This is a genomic window from Buchnera aphidicola (Ceratoglyphina bambusae) (genome assembly GCF_039363085.1).
GTDB lineage: Bacteria > Pseudomonadota > Gammaproteobacteria > Enterobacterales > Enterobacteriaceae > Buchnera_G > Buchnera_G aphidicola_E.
Window position 1 is genome coordinate 278,195 of sequence record NZ_CP134982.1, and the last position, 18,130, is coordinate 296,324.

The following is an 18,130-nucleotide window of genomic DNA, read 5'->3' on the forward strand; positions in this document are numbered from 1 at the left end:
ATTTTAAGGGCTTTTTACAGCCCCAATAAATTATTTATATGTTATAAAATTATCTTCTAATAGAAAGTTTTTTTATAACATTAATATATCTAACTAAAGATTTTTTTTTAAGATAATTTAATAACTTGCGTCTTTTAGAAACCATACATAACAATCCTCTTTTACTACTATGATCCTTTTTATTTACAACAAAATGATTTTTTAAATTTTTTATTCTAAATGTTATTAAAGCTATTTGCACTTCTGTTTTTCCACTATTTTTTATATCATTACCAAACTGTAATAATATTTTTTCTGTTTCATTTTTTGCAACCATCAAAAACTCCATAAAATTTTTTATATTGTAAAATTAAAAATTTTAATAAAAATTAATTCATAAAATTTGTTTAACTATTTTATGTTCTCTTTTTTAAGCAAATTAGATATTTTAATTCCATTAGGAAAAGAATCATCATATGAAAAAAATAATTCTGGAACAACTCTTAAATTAATTTTTTTAGACAATAATTTTCTTATATATTTTTTATAACTATTAAATATTTTTATTATATTAAAAATATTATTTTTGTTTAAAGTATTTAAAACAGTAAAATAAACTTTTGCATATTTTAAATCTTTAGAAATTTTCACATCTAATATAGTAATAAAAAATTTAATTCTATGATCATTTATAGAATAATATAAAATATTAGATATTTCTTTTCTAATAATAGAAGAAACACGAACAGAACGATTAAATTCTAAAATCATAGTTTTCTCATAGAAATATTAAAAATTTTAATATAATAAATATATTATTAATTTTTATAAAAATAAAATTTCTAAAATATCTTTTATTTTTATTTTGTTATAATTTTGTATAATAATTCCACATTCTAAGCCAGATTTTACTTCTTTTACATTTTTTTTAAAATGTTTTATAGACTCTATTTTTCCTTTAAAAACTATTTTTTTATTTCTTATTATATTTACATTATGATTACATATAACTAAACCTTTTAAAACAATACAACCAGCAACAGAAATAGAATTAGAAACCTTAAAAACATTTTTTATTTCAGCAATTCCGCATATTTTTTTTTCTGATTCAGAGTATAAAAATTTATTTTTTAATTCTTCTATTTCATTTAACAAATTATATATTATAGAATAATATCTTATGTCTAACTTATTTAATATAATATTTTTTTTAGCTGTTTTGTTTGGATAAACATTAAAAGCAATAATTATTGCTTTAAAAGTTACAGCTAAAGAAACATCTGTTTCATTTACAGATCCTACACCAGAATAAACTATTTTAATTAATGAATTTTTATTGGATAAATTAGAAATTTCATTGTAAATTGCTTCTAAAGATCCTTGAGAATCTGCTTTAATTAACAATTTCAATTCTTTTAAATTTTTTAATTTTATATCATCTAAAAAACTTTCTGTTTTAAATTTTTTATTAAATAAATTTTTTTTATGTTTGTATTTATTTTTTCTATTACATATCAATTCTATAGCTTTTTTTTCATTTTTAACTACAGTAAAATTACTTCCAGAAATTGGAATACCTGATAATCCAAATATTTTTGCAGGAATAGATGGAGTAACATAACTTAAAAAATTTCCATATTCATCATTTATAGCTCTAATTTTCCCATATTCTAAACCACAAATAATAAAATCTCCTATTTTTAATGTTCCTTCTTTAACTAATACAATAGATATTATTCCTTTTTTTTTATCTAAAAAAGATTCTATAACAACACCTTTAGCAATACATTTATAAAATGTTTTTAACTCCAAAATTTCTGATTGCAACAAAATTGCATCTAATAAAGAATTTATACCTTTATTTAATTTGGCAGAAACTAAAACAAACATATTTTCACCACCAAACTCTTCAGAAACTATTTCATATTTCATTAATTCATTTTTTATAAAATCTATATTTTTTTCTAGTTTATCTATTTTATTTATAGCGATTATTATAGGAACGTTAGATTTTTTAGCATGATTTATAGCTTCTATTGTTTGAGGCATAACTCCATCATCCGCTGCTACAACTAAAACTATTAGATCAGTTATTTCTGCACCTCTAGATCTCATTTTAGAAAATACTTTGTGACCAGGCGTATCTAAAAAAGTAATGGTATTATTGTTTTTTTTTATGTTATATGCTACTATATTTTGTGTTATTCCTCCAAATTCTTTAATTTTTTTGTCATTTAATCTTATACAATCTAAAATAGAAGTTTTCCCATGATCTACATGACCCATTATCGCAACTATAGGAGGCCTTCTTTTTAGTTTCATATTACTAAAATTTCTATTTTCTATAAGCAAATCTTTCATTTCTATATTTTTTTTTTCTTTAACTACATAACCTAAAAATTCAGAAATTAATTTTGCATCTTCAAATTTTAAAAAATTATCTTTTAATTTTATTCCAAAATCAGATATTTTTTTATAAATTTTATTAATCTTAATACCTAATAAACTAGATAACTTTTTAATTGAAATATTTTTATTTAAAACTATTTTTTTATTAACAATATTTTTCGGTTTTATAAAATTTTGTTTTAAAAACATAACTTTTTTATTCTTTAACAAAAATTCTTCTTTATTTAACTCATTTTTTTTATTATTAATATTAGTATACTTTTTTTTAAAATTTTTATTTTTTATAATATTAATTTTTGTTATATTTGATATATTTTTTATAAAAAATTTTTTTTTAATATTATTTTTATTAATATTATTTTTTTTATCTTTATTTATTTTATTTTTTTTTAAGAAAGAAATTTTAAATTTATTAAAAAATTTTTTTTTAGAAAAAATGCTTTTATCTTTAATATTTTTATTTATAAATTTATTTTTTTTTTCTATCAAATGTGTATTTGATCTCTTTTTAATATTATCTAAATTATTGATTTTATTAAATTTTTTAAATTTTATTTTTTTTTTATTATGTATAGTTTTTTTGTTAAAAAAATTAGAATTTTTATTGTTATAGTTTTTATTATTTTTTTTTGAAAACATATTATTTATTTTTACCTCAACATATTTATTATAATTTTAAAAAATATTATTTATATAAATTTAATAACACTATTAAAACATATTATCTTTCTTAATGTATTTAAATTTGTTAAAAAAATATTATAAATAAATAATATTTTTATATTATAAATTTTAAAAAATTGTTTTATTTTTATAAAAATATATTAATTATTTTTTTTACAAAATAATTAATTTTTTAAAATGTTATTAAATATATTTTTAATAATTTAAAATTACTAAACTTTTACATATGAAATTATATTATAATAAAATGTTTTTATATTTTTTTTAAAAAAAATATAAAAATTAATTTTAATTTTTATAATCTTGAAAAATAAACATTTTTATTTATTTAATTTTTTCGTTTTGTTTATATTTTTTCAAATTCTTTAATTTTACACTTATAATTTTAGATAAATCTTTATATGAAAAGTTAGTTATTTTTTTAAAAGAAAATAATCCATTCTTTACAAGAGATTTACAATTTTTTTCATATATAAATGTTTTATCTTTAAAATTATTTCCTTTAATATTCTTATATTTCTTTATATGTTTTTTTTTTAACTCACTAATAGTCATGACATTTAATTCCCAGCCGCTTAATTGAGAAGCTAACTTTACATTTTGTCCATTTCTTCCTATTGCTTGAGCTAAATTTAAAGATTCCACTGCTATGTCCATAGTGTGATTATTTTTATTAACAATAATAGAAGAAACATTAGCCGGGGACATAGAATTTATTACAAATTTTATTTGATCATCATCCCACAAAACAATATCTATTCTTTCTCCGCACAATTCACTAGAAACTGCCTGTACTCTAGCTCCTCTCATTCCAACACACGCTCCAACTGGATCAATTCTATTATCATTAGCTTTAACTGCAACTTTAGCTCTAGATCCTGGATCTCTTGCTGTAGCTTTAATTTTAATTAACCCTTCCCCTATCTCTGGAACTTCTATTTTAAATAATTCAATTAACATTTCAGATTTAGATCTACTAACAAATAATTGAGCTATTTTAGATTCTAAATTAATATAATACAACAATCCTCTAACTCTATCACCTAAACGAAAATTTTCTCTTGGTAATAAATCTTTTTTCATTATAATAGCATTAGCATTGCTTCCTAAATCTAACAATATAAAATCTCTATTAATTTTCTTTACTATACCTGTTACTATTTCATTTATATTCTTTTTAAATTTATTTATTATCATATTTTTTTCAGCTTCTCTAACTTTTTGAACTATTATTTGTTTCGCTGTTTGCGTAGTGATTCTATCAAAAATTATAGAGTTAATTTCATCTTCTATATATTCTTTTAATTTCAGCTTTTTATTTTCAAAATTAGCAGCTTCTATAGTAATTTCTTTAGTAGGACAATTTACTACGTCAACAATTTTCCATCTTCTAAAAGTCTTAAAATTTCCACTTTTTCTGTCTATTTTTACAATTACATCAATTTCTTTATTATATTTTTTTTTAGTAGCTGCTGATAAAGCCAATTCTAACGCTTTAAAAATTTTTTCTTTAGGTAATTCTTTTTCGTGCGAAACAGATTCTACTACTGATAAAATATTCTTGTTCATGAATAAAATCCTTGTTTAAAATATAAAAAATAAATTTTTTATTATATAATTTAATTTAATATTAAATTTTTAATACAAAAATTTTAATTATTTCATATAAAAAAAAAAATAAAAAACCCCGAAATAACGGGGTTATATAAAAGTTAAATATTATAAATTTATAAAAAATATATATTTAAAAAAAAATAAATCTATTATAAAAAAACAATGATAATAATACCAAGGGCGGGAATCGAACCCGCAAACCTATAATATTAAGGTACTACTATCTTAAAGTAGCGTGTATACCATTTCACCACCTTGGCAAAATATCAAAATTTTAAAAAAAACATATGTTATTTCATAAATTTTAAAAAAATTTTTATATAAAAAAATAATTTATGTCTTGTTAATCATTAAATTACACAAAATTAAATCAAAAATAAAAAATGAAATTGATAAAATAGATATTAATCTATTTGTTAAACTATTTTTAAAAATGTTAAATGAATAAAATATACTATTATTTTTTATTTTATAGTAATCATGTATTTCTACAACTTTATTTGATTGCAATATAATCAATATATTTAAAAAAAATACAATAAAAATAAAAGATAAAAAACAAAAAGTATACATAAATTTTCCTTTTTTTATAACAACTTTATATAAAATTTTTATTTTTTATAATTTCATAAAAAATCTAATATATAATATTAATAAAAAATAAAATATAAAATAATAATTAAAAAAATTTATAAATTTCTTATAATAAATATTTAATAAAAAAAAATTATAAAAAAACATATAACTTTAAAAAACAAATTTATTATAATATAATAATATAAAAATTATTATCTTAAAAAAATTTTTAACTAAAAATAACATATATAAAATATTTTAAAATAAATTTTATATAATATAAATAGTTTATATATTAAAAATTATTATATTAAAATTTAATTATATATTTTAATATTTAATTAAAATAATTAAAATTTAATAATAAACAATAAAATTATAATCATTTTTTACTTGTTTTATAAATAGAATTACATTTTAAAGGTTTTCTATTCATTAAATCATCTATTTGAAAAGATTCAATAGTTTCATATTTTATTAAAGCATCTTTCATAGAATGAAGAATATCTATATTTTCTTGTAAAATTTTAAAAGCTCTTTTATAATTAGATTCTATTAATAATTTTATTTCTTTATCAATTATTCTAATAGTTTTATTAGATATATTAGAAATTGATGGAATACTTTTACCTAAAAATATTTCTTCTTTTTCTTCAGAATACAATATAGGACCTAATTTCTTAGAAAAACCCCATTGAGTAACCATATTTCTAGCAATGTTAGTAGCTACTTTTATATCATTAAATGCTCCAGTAGATACATTGTTAGCTCCATAAATTATTTCTTCAGCTAATCTACCACCATATAGAGTAGAAATTTTACTTTCTAATTTTTCCTTACTAATACTAATTTGATCATCTTTAGGAAGAAAAAATGTTGAACCTAAAGACATGCCTCTTGGAATGATAGTTACTTTATGAGCTGGATCATGATTAGGAACCAATCTTCCAACTATAACATGACCTGCTTCATGATATGCTGTACATTCTTTTTGTTCATTAGTAATTATTAAAGATCTTCTTTCTGACCCCATTATAATTTTATCTTTAGATTTTTCTAAGTCATCCATAGAAATATATTTTTTATTAAATCTAGCGGCAAATAACGCAGCTTCATTAACTAAATTTGCTAAATCAGCTCCAGAAAATCCAGCGGTGCTTCTAGCTAATACTAAACAAGACACATCTTTATCTAAAGGAACTTTTTTGGTATGAATTTTCAAAATATCTTCTCTGCCTTTAACATCTGGTAAAGAAACTATTATTCTTCTATCAAATCTTCCAGGTCTTAATAATGCAGGATCAAGAACATCAGGTCTGTTGGTAGCAGCTATTAGTATTATTCCTTTATTTTCTTCAAATCCATCCATTTCAACTAATATCTGATTTAAAGTTTGCTCTCTCTCATCATGACCACCTCCTAAACCAGTCCCTCTTTGTCTTCCAACAGCATCTATTTCATCTATAAATATTATACAAGGAGAAAAACTTCTAGCATTTTCAAACATATCTCTAACTCTAGAAGCACCAACACCTACAAACATTTCCACGAAATCAGATCCAGATATTGTAAAAAACGGAACTTTTGCTTCTCCTGAAATTGCTTTTGCTAATAATGTCTTACCTGTTCCAGGAGGTCCTACTAAAAGTATTCCTTTAGGAATTTTACCTCCTAATTTCTTAAACTTTTTTGGTTTTTTTAAATATTCTACTAACTCTTTTACTTCTTCTTTAGCTTCATCACAACCAGCAACATCAGAAAAAGTAGTTTTTATTTCATCTTTTCCAATTCTTTTGGATCGATTTTTTCCAAAAGACATTGCTCCTCTACCTCCAGATTGAATCTGTCTAAAAAGAAATACCCAAACACCCATTAATATAAACATAGGAGCCCAAGATAAAATCAATGAAGTAAAAAATCCTGGATAAACTGGATCTTTACCAAAAACTTGAACATTTTTTAACAATAAAATATCTAACAGTTTTTGATCATTTATAGGTATAGTAGTATAATATTTATTATTACTTTTGTTTACAAATTCTATCTGTTTTCCATCTATAGAAACTTTAGACACTTTATTATTATTAACTTCTGACAAAAAAGTAGTATATGACACTCTATCTTTAACAGAATTATGTGAACTAAAACTTTGAAAAACAGACATAAATGTAACAGACACGAATAACCAAACAATTATATTTTTAGCTGAATAATTCAAAGAATTAACCTCATATAAAAACTGTTTAAAAAAAATAAATTATTTTATTCCTTTCCCTACTACAAATAATTCACTAGAATTAGAACGAGAAGATTTTAATTTAAAAGTTTTTAAATTTATAAAAAAATTTTTTAAAACATTTATATTGTTATTAAAATCTTTACATTGAAAAATTTTTGATATATATGTACCTTTTTTAATAAATATTTTTTTACATATATAAAAAGATATTTTTAATAAATTTGTTGAATTTTGTGAATCAACACACTTATTACCAGTTATATTAGGAGACATATCAGACATTATAACATCGACTCCTATATTTTTAATAACACTTATAAAATATTTTAAAAATTTTTTATTTAACAAATCTCCTTTATAAAAAGTAACACCATCTATAAAATTCATATTTTTAATATCACAAGATATTATCTTTCCATTTTTTTTAATGTATTTCGAGGCATATTTAGACCAACCTCCAGGATAAGATCCTAAATCTACTATAGTCATATTATTTTTAAATATTCTTTCTTTAGCATTTATTTCATCTAACTTAAACCATGATCTAGATCTCAACTTTTTTTCTATAGATTCTTTGACAAATTTATCTTTAAAATTCTTTTTTAACCATATTTTTGAACTTGTAGAAAAATTTTTATAAATCATAAAATATATAAATAAAATATGTTAAATTAAATATGTTCTACTTTAATAATTTTATATTTCATTTTTCCTTTAGGTGTATTTATTAATACATTATCTCCAACAAATTTTCCTATAAGACCTCTAGAAATAGGAGAAATTACAGAAATAAAATTATTTTTAAAATTAGCTTCATCTTCTCCTACAATTTTATATACAAATTTTTTTTTAGTTTTAGTATTTAAAATACTAACAGTCACACCAAAAACTACTTTATTTTTATTCGGTATTTTGGTTATATCTATTATATTAACATTTGATAATTTATTTTCTATTTCCTTTATTTTTCCTTCACAAAAACTTTGTTCATTACGAGCGGCATGATATTCAGCGTTTTCTTTTAAATCTCCATGTTGCCTTGCTTTTTTAATATCATCTATAATTTTTTTTCTTTTAAAATTTTTTAAATCATATAATTTATCTTTTAATTTTTTGTATCCTAAAATAGTTATAGGTGTATAATTTGCCAAATTAAATCCTTAAGTTTATATTAAAAATTTAAAATATTAACAACATAATTTAAAATTAATATATATTGATGTTTTAATAAAATTTTAATACTATATTAATTTATTAAAATATATAAATTATAATTCTTGTAAGTAAAAATTATGTAATAAATTTATATATTTTAATATTTTATCAATTTTATTTTAAAAATACAAAAATAAATTTTTCAAATATTATTATTTAATAATACGAAATACAAAATATAAATATAAAATTATTATAATAACAAATTTTTATATTTATAAAAATAAAAAATTTAAGATAACAATTAAAATTATGGAAATAAACGAAATAAAAAAAACAATAGAAAAAAAAATAAAATTAAAAAAAATAAAAATAGAAAAAATAGATAATTATGTAAAAATTATTGCTATAGACAATATATTTTTAAACAAAACAGAGCTAGAAAAACAAAAAATAATATATAAATCTATTAAGAACCTTATTATTAAAAAAAAAATACATGCAATCCAGATTGACACTTATTCTATAAAAGAATGGAAAATAAAAAATAAAAAAATATTTAAAAAAAAACAAGATTAAAATTATTTAATTTAAAAAAATAAATTTTTAAAAATTTTTAAATTAAATTAAACAATGTTTTATGAAAAAATATTAAAGTAATTTTATACATAAATAATTTTAATATATAATAAAGGAAAATTATGAAAGCAGTATTTATAATAAAAAATAAACAATATTTAGCAAAAATCGGGGATTTAATAAATACAGAAAAACTTGACTATAAAATAGGAGAAAAAGTTACTTTTAAAGAAGTAATTATTTTGTCAAATAATAAAAACATAAAAATAGGAAAACCATATTTAAAAAAAGAATTTATAACTGCCAGCATACAATCTCAAAACAAGAATAAAAAAATACATATGATAAAATTTAATAGAAGAAAACACTATAAAAAAACTCAAGGTCATAGACAAAAATATACTACTATAAAAATAATTAATATAAGCAATAATTTAGGAATATAAATTTTATGGCACATAAAAAGGCTGGAGGATCTACTAGAAATGGAAGGGATTCTCATTCAAAAAGACTAGGAATAAAAAAGTTTGGAGGAGAATTTGTAATACCAGGAAATATAATATTAACACAAAGAGGTACAAAGTTTCACGCTGGAAAAAATGTAGGATGTGGAAAAAATTATACATTATTTGCTTTAAAAAAAGGTAAAATAAAATTTGAAAAAAAAGGATCAAAAAAAAGAAAATATGTAAAAATTATTTAAAATGATAAATATTTTAATTTTAATATAAAATTTTTAAATTAGATTAATATTAAATAAAGTTAATAAATTTTACAAAGAGAAATTAATGAAATTTTTTGATGAAATTTTAATTTATATAAAATCTGGAAATGGTGGTGACGGGTGCACAAGTTTTAGAAGAGAAAAGTTTATACCTAAAGGTGGTCCAGATGGAGGAGATGGTGGTAATGGAGGGAACGTATGGATAAAATCTGATATAAATTTAAATACTTTAGTAAAGTATAATTTTAAAAAAATTTTTTCAGCTGAAAATGGAAAAAATGGTAAGAAAAAAAAATGTTCTGGAAAAAAAGGAAAAGATATATATATAAATGTTCCATTAGGAACAAAAATAATTAATATAAAAAAAAACAAAGTTTTAGCTGATATAACCAAAAAAAATGAAAAAATTTTAATATTAAAAGGGGGTAAAAAAGGTTTAGGAAATTTTAGATTTAAATCTTCTGTTAATAGATCTCCTATAAAACACACAAAAGGTAAAAAAGGGAAAAAAATAAAAGTAAAACTTGAGCTTACATTATTAGCAGAAGTAGGAACTTTAGGTATGCCTAACTCAGGAAAATCTACATTAGTAAAAAATATATCAAATTCTAAAACTAAAATTGGAAAATATCCTTTTACTACTTTATTTCCAAATTTGGGAGTAGTTTTTATAAAAAATGAAAATTTCACTATTGCAGATATTCCAGGAATAACAAAAAATGCTTCAAAAGGAATAGGACTGGGGATACAATTCTTAAAACATTTAGAAAGATGCAAAATATTATTACATATAATAGACATATCTATAGAAAGCATGACATATATTAAAAAAAATATTAAAACAATAGAATTAGAATTAAAAAAATATAGTAAAAAATTATTTAAAAAACCTATATGGTTAATATTTAATAAAATAGATAAAACAAATTTTAAAAAAATAAAATATATTAAAAAAAAATATATTAATAAAAAAAATGTATTTTTCTTATCTGCAAAATATAAAAAAGGAACATATAATCTTTGTAAATATATTATAAAATTTTTAAAAAAATAATTATATAAAATTATATATATGAAATTTATTTTTTTAAAACCCGAGTATATAAAATAATTATACCGGGTTATTATTATAAATAATTTTAATGTTAACGTTTAGAAAATTGTGGTTTTTTTCTAGCTTTTCTAAATCCACATTTTTTTCTTTCTACTTTTCTAGAGTCTCTAGTTACAAATCCCATTTTTTTTAATTTTGATTTAAAAATATTATCATATTTTATTATAGCTTTAGTAATTCCTTGTCGTATCGCTATAGCCTGACTAGAAATACCACCACCTTTCACAGTTATAAAAAAATTAAATTTGTCTTGTAAATTCAATATTTTTATAGGTTGTAATATAGTCATGCACAAAGTTTTTCTTACAAAATAATCGTTTATTTTTTTTTTATTAATAATAATGTTTCCTTTACCATTTGTTAAAAATACTCTAGCTGAAGAAGTTTTTCTTCTTCCAGTTCCATAATTTAGTATGTTCATAATAAATTTTTATTAATCCAAATTAAATTTTTAACAACTTTGGTTTTTGAGGTAAATGTTTTAAAACATTTCCAGAATAAACTTTTAACTTTTTTATTATATTTCTTCCTAAAGAATTTTTAGGGAGCATTCCTTTTACTGCTATTTTAATAATTTTTTCTGGACATTTTTTTAATAAATCGTTAAAAGAATTTTTTTTTAATCCACCAACATAACCAGTATGATTAAAATAAATTTTATTTCTTTTTTTATTTCCTGTCACACATATTTTTTCTGCATTTAATACTATTATATAATCCCCATTATCTATATTATTAACATAATTTGATTTATGTTTTCCCATTAAATATTTTGATATACTTGAAGCTAGTCTTCCTAAAATTTTTCCTGAAGCATCTATATAAAACCAATTACTTTCATTTTTTTTTTTTTTTAAAAAACTTTTCATTTTAGAAAAAATACCTATATAATGTTATTATTAACAATTTTATAATATTTTTTAATACTAAAAATATACTTTATAAAAGTCTATAATATTTTGTATTTAATTGTTAAATATATAATTTTAATATTATAACAAAAAAAGATGATTTTAAAAAATAAAATATTATAAATAAAAATAGTAAAACTTTTTATGAAAATAAAAAATGATATTTTAAAAGTAAGAAAAAATATTAATATAATAGATAAAAAAATAATAAATTTACTATATAAAAGAAAAAAAAAATCAGAAAAAATTGCAAAAATAAAAATATATTTAAAAAAAAAAATTAAAGATAAAAATAGAGAAAAAGAAATATTAAAAAAAATAAATAAAAAATCAAAAAAATATAATTTATCTAAAAAATATATAAAAAAAATTTTTAAGACAATAATACAAAATTCTGTAAAAGCGCAAAAAAAAATTTTTAAAAAAAATATTACAGAAAAAATTGCATTTTTAGGACCTATAGGATCATATTCATATTATGCATATAAAAAATATGCTAAAAAACATGTATATAAAAGTAAAAAATTAAAATATGATAATTTTAAAAAAGTAATAAATTCTGTAGAAAATAATGAATCTAACTTAGCTATTTTACCGTTAGAAAATATAAATACAGGGAAAATATTAGAAATATACAAACTTTTAGAAAAATCTAATTTATTTATTATAAAAAATATTTTTTTAAAAATAGAACATTGTTTGCTATCTATAAAAAAAATTAAAATTAATAAAATAAAATTTATATATACTCATATACAAGCATTTTTGCAATGTAAAAATTTTATTGAAAAATTTTGTAGAGCTAAAATATTTTTCAGCAAAAGTACATCAGAAGCTATAAAAAAAGTTATAAAAAAAAAAAATAAGAATACAGTAGCTATCGGGAGCAAAAAAAATAAAAAACTATTTAATTTAAAAATATTAAAAAAAAATATATCTAACAAAAAAAAAAATTTTACAAAATTTGTTGTGTTAAATAAAATAACAAAAAATATAAAATATAAAAATAATTATATTGTTTTAATAACTTTTACATATAATGAAAATTTTTCACAACATAACATTTTTAGAATATTTTACAAAAATAATATAAAAATAAAAAGTATAAATTTTCATAAATCTAATATAAAAAAAAATCATTATGTTTATTTTATAGAAATAATTTGTAAAAAAAATAAAAGTAAAATTAAAAAAACATTAAAAAAAATTTATTCTATTACAAAAAATATAAAAATATTAGGAAATTATAAAAATAATAAATATATTAATATTAATTAAATTAATAATTATAAAATTTTAGTAAATTAAAAGAGAGAAAAATGTTTAAAACATTAACAGAAAAATTTTATAACATAATAAAAAAAATTTCAAATTCTGGAATTATAACAATAGAAAATATTGATTCTACACTAAGAGAAATAAGAAGATCTCTTCTAGAATCTGATGTTTCATTAAAAGTAATTCAAAATTTTATTAACAAAGTAAAAAAAAAAGCAATAGGTAAAAAGATTAACAAGAGTTTTACTCCTGGGCAAGAATTAATAAAAATAATAAAAAAAGAAATGATTTTAGAATTTGGAGAAAAACCAAGCTTAATAAATTTTTCTGTTGCACCTCCGGCTATAATATTAATAGTAGGATTACAAGGAATGGGAAAAACCACTAGCGTTGCAAAAATTGCTAATTTTATAAAAAAAAAATATAAAAAAAAGACTTGTGTATTTTCTTTAGATACTAATAGAGCGGCCGCAATAGAACAATTAAAAGTTTTGTCTAAATCTTCTAATATAGATTTCTTAAATATTCATAAAAGTAAAAATCATATAAAAATATTAAATTTAGGTTTAAAAGAATCTAAAAAAAAAATGTATGAATGTGTTGTAATAGATACATCTGGTAGATTACATGTTGACAAAAAAATGATGAAAGATTTAAATTATATACAAAAAATTTCAAATCCAATAGAAACACTATTAGTATGTGATGCAATGATAGGTCAGGATTCTATAAAAATAATAAAAAATTTTAATAACAACATAAAAATAACAGGACTAATAATAACAAAAACAGATAGCGATGCTAGATGTGGTATTGCATTATCCGCTAAAAGTATTACAAAAAAGCCAATTAAATTTTTATGCAATGGAGAAAAAATAAACAAAATAGAAATTTTTAATCCTAATAAAATTGTAAATAAAATATTAGGTATGGGAGATATTACATCATTAATAGAAAAAATAGAAAAAAAAATAGATAAAGAAAAATTATTAAAAAAAAAAAACAATGAATTAAACGAAGAATTTAATTTAAACATTTTTTTAAAACAAATTAATAGAGTGGAAAAAATTGGAGGTATAAAAAAAATAATTAAAAAAATTCCTTTTTCATATATTAATAAAAATGAAAAAATGAGTAATATTAATAATAATTTAACAAAAGATTTTAAAATAATAATACAATCTATGACAAAAAAAGAAAGAAAAAATCCTAAAATAATAAAAGGGTCTAGAAAAAAAAGAATCTCATTAGGATCTGGAACATCAATACAAAAAATAAATATGTTATTAAAACAATTTTATAATATGAAAAAAATAATAAAAAAAATTAAAAAAAGTGGTACAAAAAATTTTTTTAAAAAAATATTTAATAAAAATTTTTTTTAAAATATTAAGGAAATTAAAATGATTAAAATAAGACTGTCAAGAAAGGGGTCTAAAAAAAAACCTTTTTATCAAATAGTAGTAGCAGATGTAAGATGCCCACAAAATGGAAAATTTATAGAAAAAATAGGATTTTATGATCCTATATTAAAAAATATACAAAAAAAAAATTTTATTAAAAAAGATAGAGTAAATTTTTGGAAAGCTCAAGGAGCTTCTTTGTCTAAAAGAGTTTATAACATAATAAAAAATATAAAAAAAAATTATGATTTTAATAGGTAAAATAATAAAACCATATGGTGTTTTAGGTTGGCTTAAAATAATTTCTTTTACAGAAAAACCTAAACAAATATTCAAATATCTTCCATGGTATTATATTGATAAAGAAAACAAATATAAAAAAATTAAATTAAAAAATTGGAAAAATATTACTAAAAATAAATTATTAATAAAAATAAAAAATATAAACAATAGAAATATATCAGAAAAATTAGTTAAAAAAAAAATATTTATAAAAAAATCTTCTTTACCAAAGTTGTTGAAAAATGAATATTATTATAAAGACATAATCGGTTGTAAAATATATGATAGTATTAAAAATACTTTATTAGGAACAGTAAAAAAAATAATAGATTCAAAAACTTTTGATGTTTTAGTTATAAAAAAAGAAAAAAATAAATCTGCAAATAAAGAAATATTAATACCGTTTATTATAAATAAATATATAAAAAATGTAGACATATATAATAAAAAAATAACAGTAATATGGAACATATAATTTTTTTTAAAAAAAATAATATATGAAAAAAAAAAAACTTATAATAAATATTATAACTATATTTCCAGAAATGATAAAATCAATATCTAAATTTGGAATTATAAGAAAATCTTTAAAATCTAAAATGTTAAAAATAAATTGTTGGAATCCTAGAAATTTTTCTTCTAAGAAAAATAATAGTATAGACGATAAACCTTATGGAGGAGGTCCTGGAATGATAATGAGTGCTATTCCATTATATAAAACTATAAAAAAAATAAAATTATTAAATAATTATAAAAAAGATATAATAACTATTTATCTTACTCCTCAAGGTAAAAAAATAAATAAAAAAAACATTTTAAGAATTTTAAAATTCAATAAAATAATACTATTATGTGGAAGATATGAAGGTATAGACGAAAGACTAATAATAAAAGAAGTAGATAAAGAAATATCAATAGGAGATTATGTTCTTAATGGAGGGGAACTTCCAGCTATGATATTAATAGAATGTATTATAAGATTTATACCTGGAATTTTAAAAAATAAATGTATAGAAGAAGAGTCATTTTTCAATGGATTATTAGATTATCCTAATTATACTAAACCAAAAAAATTTAAAGGAATGAAAGTTCCTAAAGTTCTTTTATCCGGTAATCATAAAAATATAAAAATTTGGAAGTTAAAAGAATCTTTTAAGACAACATTATTAAAAAGACCAGATTTATTAAAAAAAATAAAAAACTATAAAAAAACAAAATATTTTAAAAAAATATAAAAATAATTTTTTAAAACAACATAAGAACAAAAATTGTGAACAAAACTATACAAAAAATAGAAAAAACAAAAATTTTAAAAAATATTCCAAATTTTAAAACTGGAGATACTATAAATGTACAAATTTGGATATTTGAAGGAGAAAAAAAGAGAATACAAAATTTTGAAGGAATAGTAATAGCACTAAGAAATAGAGGATTCAGATCATCATTTACTGTTAGAAAAATTTCTAATGGAGAAGGGGTAGAAAAAGTTTTTAAAAAATATTCTCCTATAATTAAAAAAATAGAAATTAAAAAATATGGAAAAGTTAGAAAATCAAAACTATATTTTTTAAGAAAATTTAATGGAAAATCTTATAAAATAAAAGAAAAATTGTTAAAAAAATAATTTTAAATAACTTTATAATAACAAAATATGTTATAAAAAAAAAATCATGCAGTATGTTATATATCTGCATGATACATTTATTTTAATTAGTTCCACCAACAGTTAATCCTTTAATTTTTATAGTCGGCTGGCCTACACCAACTGATATATTTTGTCCTTCTTTAGAACATATTCCTAACCCTTGATCTAAAGAAAAATCATTTCCAACCATAGAAACATTTTTCATAACATCAATACCTGATCCTATTAAAGTAACATTTTTAATAGGAAAACATATTTTTCCATTTTTAATTAAATATGCTTCAATAGTAGTAAACACAAAATTTCCAGATGTCACATCAACTTGACCTCCAGAAAAATTAGTTGCATATATTCCATAATCAACACTACAAATTATATCTTCAAAATTAGAATTTCCAGGCAACATATATGTATTTGTCATTCTTGGATATGGAATGTATTTATAAGATTCTCTTCTTGCATTTCCAGTTAAAGAATGATTCATTAACATTGCATTATATTTGTCTTGTAAATATTTTTTTAAAATTCCATTTTTTATTAAAACATTATAATTTGTCTTGTTCCCTTCATCATCTATATTTAAAGATCCAATTCCAGAAGAAATAGTTCCATCATCTACAACTGTGCACAGTTTAGAAGCAACCTTAGATCCTATTTTATTTCTATATATAGAAATTTTTTTTCTATTAAAATCTCCTTCAAGACCATGCCCTACAGCCTCATGTAACAATATTCCAGGCCACCCTGAACCTAAAACAACAGGAAAAAAACCAGAAGGAGCTTTTTTAGCTTGTAAATTTAAAATAGCTATTCTAACAGAATCTATAGACCATTTTTTTATTAAATCTGTTTTTAAAAATTTATCATTAAAAAAAAAATCTTTCCAATATTTTACACTTCCACCAGAAACACCTTTTTCTATTATACTATTTTCTTCAACTATAGAAGTTATCTTTAAACATATTATAGATCTTACATCTTCAGAAAAATTATTTTCTATAGATGCTATGAATATTTGTTCATATTTAATTTTTAGTAAAACAATTACATTAGAAACTCTTTTATCATAATTTCTTACAATATTATTTATTCTATTTAATATTTCTATTTTTTTTTCAAAAGAAAATCCTTTTATTGGATTTTCACATATAGATATTTTCTTTTCTATAAAATTATTATGTTTAATATATTCTTTTTTATTTATATTAAAATTTAAATTTGAAATTTTACTTACTAGTTTTTTTAAATTTTTTAAAGATATATCATTAGAATAAGAAAAATTTATTCTTTTTTTAAAAATAGTTCTTACGCTAAATCCTTTATCCATATTATGTAATATTTCTTTTATTATTTTATTTTCTAAACATAAGCATTCACAAAATATTGATTGAAAATATAAGTCTGCATAATCTATATTTGATGAACTTAAATTATTTAACGCATCGTTTATATCTTTATAAGTAATATTATTCTTTGTTATTAAATTATAAAAAACATTTTTTAATTTCATATAAAATATACCTTAATATTTTAAAAAA

Annotated in this window: 20 protein-coding genes, 1 tRNA gene and 1 pseudogene; 10 read left to right on the forward strand and 12 right to left on the reverse strand. The window is 19.0% G+C overall.

Annotated features, from left to right (window positions below; translation table 11 throughout):
• Window positions 1–49: 49 nt before the first annotated feature.
• The 9 genes and pseudogenes from rpsO to greA form a co-directional block, all read right to left on the reverse strand.
• Window positions 50–319 carry a 30S ribosomal protein S15 gene (gene rpsO / locus RJD23_RS01265; RefSeq protein WP_428994251.1) on the reverse strand — a complete coding sequence of 90 codons (270 nt, stop codon included), beginning with the start codon at window positions 317–319 and terminating at the stop codon, window positions 50–52.
• Window positions 320–390: 71 nt separating this feature from the next.
• On the reverse strand, window positions 391–750 hold the full coding sequence (gene rbfA, locus RJD23_RS01270) for a 30S ribosome-binding factor RbfA (RefSeq protein ID WP_343188077.1): 360 nt from the start codon (window positions 748–750) through the stop codon (window positions 391–393).
• A gap of 54 nt (window positions 751–804) precedes the next feature.
• Window positions 805–3,027 carry a translation initiation factor IF-2 gene (gene infB, locus RJD23_RS01275; RefSeq protein ID WP_343188078.1) on the reverse strand — a complete coding sequence of 741 codons (2,223 nt, stop codon included), beginning with the start codon at window positions 3,025–3,027 and terminating at the stop codon, window positions 805–807.
• Window positions 3,028–3,614: 587 nt separating this feature from the next.
• Window positions 3,615–4,641 (reverse strand): annotated as a pseudogene (gene nusA, locus RJD23_RS01280) (transcription termination factor NusA); the annotation flags it as partial.
• Window positions 4,642–4,858: 217 nt separating this feature from the next.
• Window positions 4,859–4,946: transfer RNA gene (locus RJD23_RS01285), tRNA-Leu, on the reverse strand.
• 73 nt (window positions 4,947–5,019) lie between these two features.
• A complete protein-coding gene (locus RJD23_RS01290) occupies window positions 5,020–5,259 on the reverse strand; it encodes a hypothetical protein (protein WP_343188079.1) in 240 nt (79 codons plus the stop codon).
• Between the two features lie 385 nt (window positions 5,260–5,644).
• Window positions 5,645–7,480, reverse strand: coding sequence for an ATP-dependent zinc metalloprotease FtsH (ftsH, locus tag RJD23_RS01295; RefSeq protein ID WP_428994247.1), 1,836 nt, complete (start codon window positions 7,478–7,480; stop codon window positions 5,645–5,647).
• Window positions 7,481–7,519: 39 nt separating this feature from the next.
• Entirely contained in the window at window positions 7,520–8,146 is a 627-nt protein-coding gene (locus tag RJD23_RS01300) for an RlmE family RNA methyltransferase (RefSeq protein WP_343188080.1), read from the reverse strand.
• Window positions 8,147–8,172: 26 nt separating this feature from the next.
• Complete coding sequence (greA, locus tag RJD23_RS01305; RefSeq protein WP_343188081.1) at window positions 8,173–8,652, reverse strand: transcription elongation factor GreA; 480 nt, start codon at window positions 8,650–8,652, stop codon at window positions 8,173–8,175.
• 316 nt (window positions 8,653–8,968) lie between these two features.
• Between greA and RJD23_RS01310 the strand changes: the two genes are divergently transcribed.
• From RJD23_RS01310 to cgtA, 4 genes are all read left to right on the forward strand, one after another.
• On the forward strand, window positions 8,969–9,235 hold the full coding sequence (locus RJD23_RS01310) for a BolA/IbaG family iron-sulfur metabolism protein (protein WP_343188082.1): 267 nt from the start codon (window positions 8,969–8,971) through the stop codon (window positions 9,233–9,235).
• Window positions 9,236–9,357: 122 nt separating this feature from the next.
• Window positions 9,358–9,681 (forward strand): 50S ribosomal protein L21, encoded by a 324-nt coding sequence (gene rplU, locus RJD23_RS01315; protein ID WP_343188083.1) that lies wholly within the window; start codon window positions 9,358–9,360, stop codon window positions 9,679–9,681.
• Between the two features lie 5 nt (window positions 9,682–9,686).
• A complete protein-coding gene (rpmA, locus tag RJD23_RS01320) occupies window positions 9,687–9,938 on the forward strand; it encodes a 50S ribosomal protein L27 (RefSeq protein WP_343188084.1) in 252 nt (83 codons plus the stop codon).
• A gap of 85 nt (window positions 9,939–10,023) precedes the next feature.
• Entirely contained in the window at window positions 10,024–11,013 is a 990-nt protein-coding gene (gene cgtA, locus RJD23_RS01325; RefSeq protein WP_343188085.1) for an Obg family GTPase CgtA, read from the forward strand.
• Between the two features lie 91 nt (window positions 11,014–11,104).
• Here the strand turns inward: cgtA and rpsI are convergent, their stop codons facing one another.
• Window positions 11,105–11,494, reverse strand: coding sequence for a 30S ribosomal protein S9 (gene rpsI, locus RJD23_RS01330; protein WP_343188086.1), 390 nt, complete (start codon window positions 11,492–11,494; stop codon window positions 11,105–11,107).
• A 22-nt stretch (window positions 11,495–11,516) separates the two neighbouring features.
• Complete coding sequence (gene rplM, locus RJD23_RS01335; protein WP_343188087.1) at window positions 11,517–11,942, reverse strand: 50S ribosomal protein L13; 426 nt, start codon at window positions 11,940–11,942, stop codon at window positions 11,517–11,519.
• A 186-nt stretch (window positions 11,943–12,128) separates the two neighbouring features.
• Between rplM and RJD23_RS01340 the strand changes: the two genes are divergently transcribed.
• The 6 genes from RJD23_RS01340 to rplS are packed head-to-tail and all read left to right on the forward strand — an operon-like array spanning window position 12,129 to window position 16,571.
• Window positions 12,129–13,262, forward strand: a complete 1,134-nt coding sequence (locus tag RJD23_RS01340) for a prephenate dehydratase domain-containing protein (protein ID WP_343188088.1) — start codon at window positions 12,129–12,131, stop codon at window positions 13,260–13,262.
• A gap of 41 nt (window positions 13,263–13,303) precedes the next feature.
• A complete protein-coding gene (ffh, locus tag RJD23_RS01345; protein WP_343188089.1) occupies window positions 13,304–14,647 on the forward strand; it encodes a signal recognition particle protein in 1,344 nt (447 codons plus the stop codon).
• Between the two features lie 18 nt (window positions 14,648–14,665).
• Window positions 14,666–14,926, forward strand: a complete 261-nt coding sequence (gene rpsP, locus RJD23_RS01350) for a 30S ribosomal protein S16 (protein WP_343188090.1) — start codon at window positions 14,666–14,668, stop codon at window positions 14,924–14,926.
• Entirely contained in the window at window positions 14,910–15,422 is a 513-nt protein-coding gene (gene rimM, locus RJD23_RS01355; RefSeq protein ID WP_343188091.1) for a ribosome maturation factor RimM, read from the forward strand. The genes rpsP and rimM overlap by 17 nt, the downstream gene beginning before the upstream one ends.
• Before the next feature lie 22 nt (window positions 15,423–15,444).
• Window positions 15,445–16,182 (forward strand): tRNA (guanosine(37)-N1)-methyltransferase TrmD, encoded by a 738-nt coding sequence (trmD, locus tag RJD23_RS01360; protein WP_343188092.1) that lies wholly within the window; start codon window positions 15,445–15,447, stop codon window positions 16,180–16,182.
• 35 nt (window positions 16,183–16,217) lie between these two features.
• A complete protein-coding gene (rplS, locus tag RJD23_RS01365; protein ID WP_343188093.1) occupies window positions 16,218–16,571 on the forward strand; it encodes a 50S ribosomal protein L19 in 354 nt (117 codons plus the stop codon).
• 82 nt (window positions 16,572–16,653) lie between these two features.
• Here the strand turns inward: rplS and tldD are convergent, their stop codons facing one another.
• A complete protein-coding gene (gene tldD, locus RJD23_RS01370) occupies window positions 16,654–18,102 on the reverse strand; it encodes a metalloprotease TldD (protein WP_343188094.1) in 1,449 nt (482 codons plus the stop codon).
• Window positions 18,103–18,130 lie beyond the last annotated feature (28 nt).

Coding starts and splice junctions, on each gene's coding strand:
- RJD23_RS01310 (WP_343188082.1), top strand. CDS start 8,969: ATGGAAATAAACGAAATAAAAAAAACAATAGAAAAAAAAATAAAATTA.
- RJD23_RS01300 (WP_343188080.1), bottom strand. CDS start 8,146: ATGATTTATAAAAATTTTTCTACAAGTTCAAAAATATGGTTAAAAAAG.
- rpsP (WP_343188090.1), top strand. CDS start 14,666: ATGATTAAAATAAGACTGTCAAGAAAGGGGTCTAAAAAAAAACCTTTT.
- rplU (WP_343188083.1), top strand. CDS start 9,358: ATGAAAGCAGTATTTATAATAAAAAATAAACAATATTTAGCAAAAATC.
- infB (WP_343188078.1), bottom strand. CDS start 3,027: ATGTTTTCAAAAAAAAATAATAAAAACTATAACAATAAAAATTCTAAT.
- rimM (WP_343188091.1), top strand. CDS start 14,910: ATGATTTTAATAGGTAAAATAATAAAACCATATGGTGTTTTAGGTTGG.
- cgtA (WP_343188085.1), top strand. CDS start 10,024: ATGAAATTTTTTGATGAAATTTTAATTTATATAAAATCTGGAAATGGT.
- RJD23_RS01340 (WP_343188088.1), top strand. CDS start 12,129: ATGAAAATAAAAAATGATATTTTAAAAGTAAGAAAAAATATTAATATA.
- rpsI (WP_343188086.1), bottom strand. CDS start 11,494: ATGAACATACTAAATTATGGAACTGGAAGAAGAAAAACTTCTTCAGCT.
- rbfA (WP_343188077.1), bottom strand. CDS start 750: ATGATTTTAGAATTTAATCGTTCTGTTCGTGTTTCTTCTATTATTAGA.
- rpmA (WP_343188084.1), top strand. CDS start 9,687: ATGGCACATAAAAAGGCTGGAGGATCTACTAGAAATGGAAGGGATTCT.
- RJD23_RS01290 (WP_343188079.1), bottom strand. CDS start 5,259: ATGTATACTTTTTGTTTTTTATCTTTTATTTTTATTGTATTTTTTTTA.
- tldD (WP_343188094.1), bottom strand. CDS start 18,102: ATGAAATTAAAAAATGTTTTTTATAATTTAATAACAAAGAATAATATT.
- ffh (WP_343188089.1), top strand. CDS start 13,304: ATGTTTAAAACATTAACAGAAAAATTTTATAACATAATAAAAAAAATT.
- rplM (WP_343188087.1), bottom strand. CDS start 11,942: ATGAAAAGTTTTTTAAAAAAAAAAAAAAATGAAAGTAATTGGTTTTAT.
- trmD (WP_343188092.1), top strand. CDS start 15,445: ATGAAAAAAAAAAAACTTATAATAAATATTATAACTATATTTCCAGAA.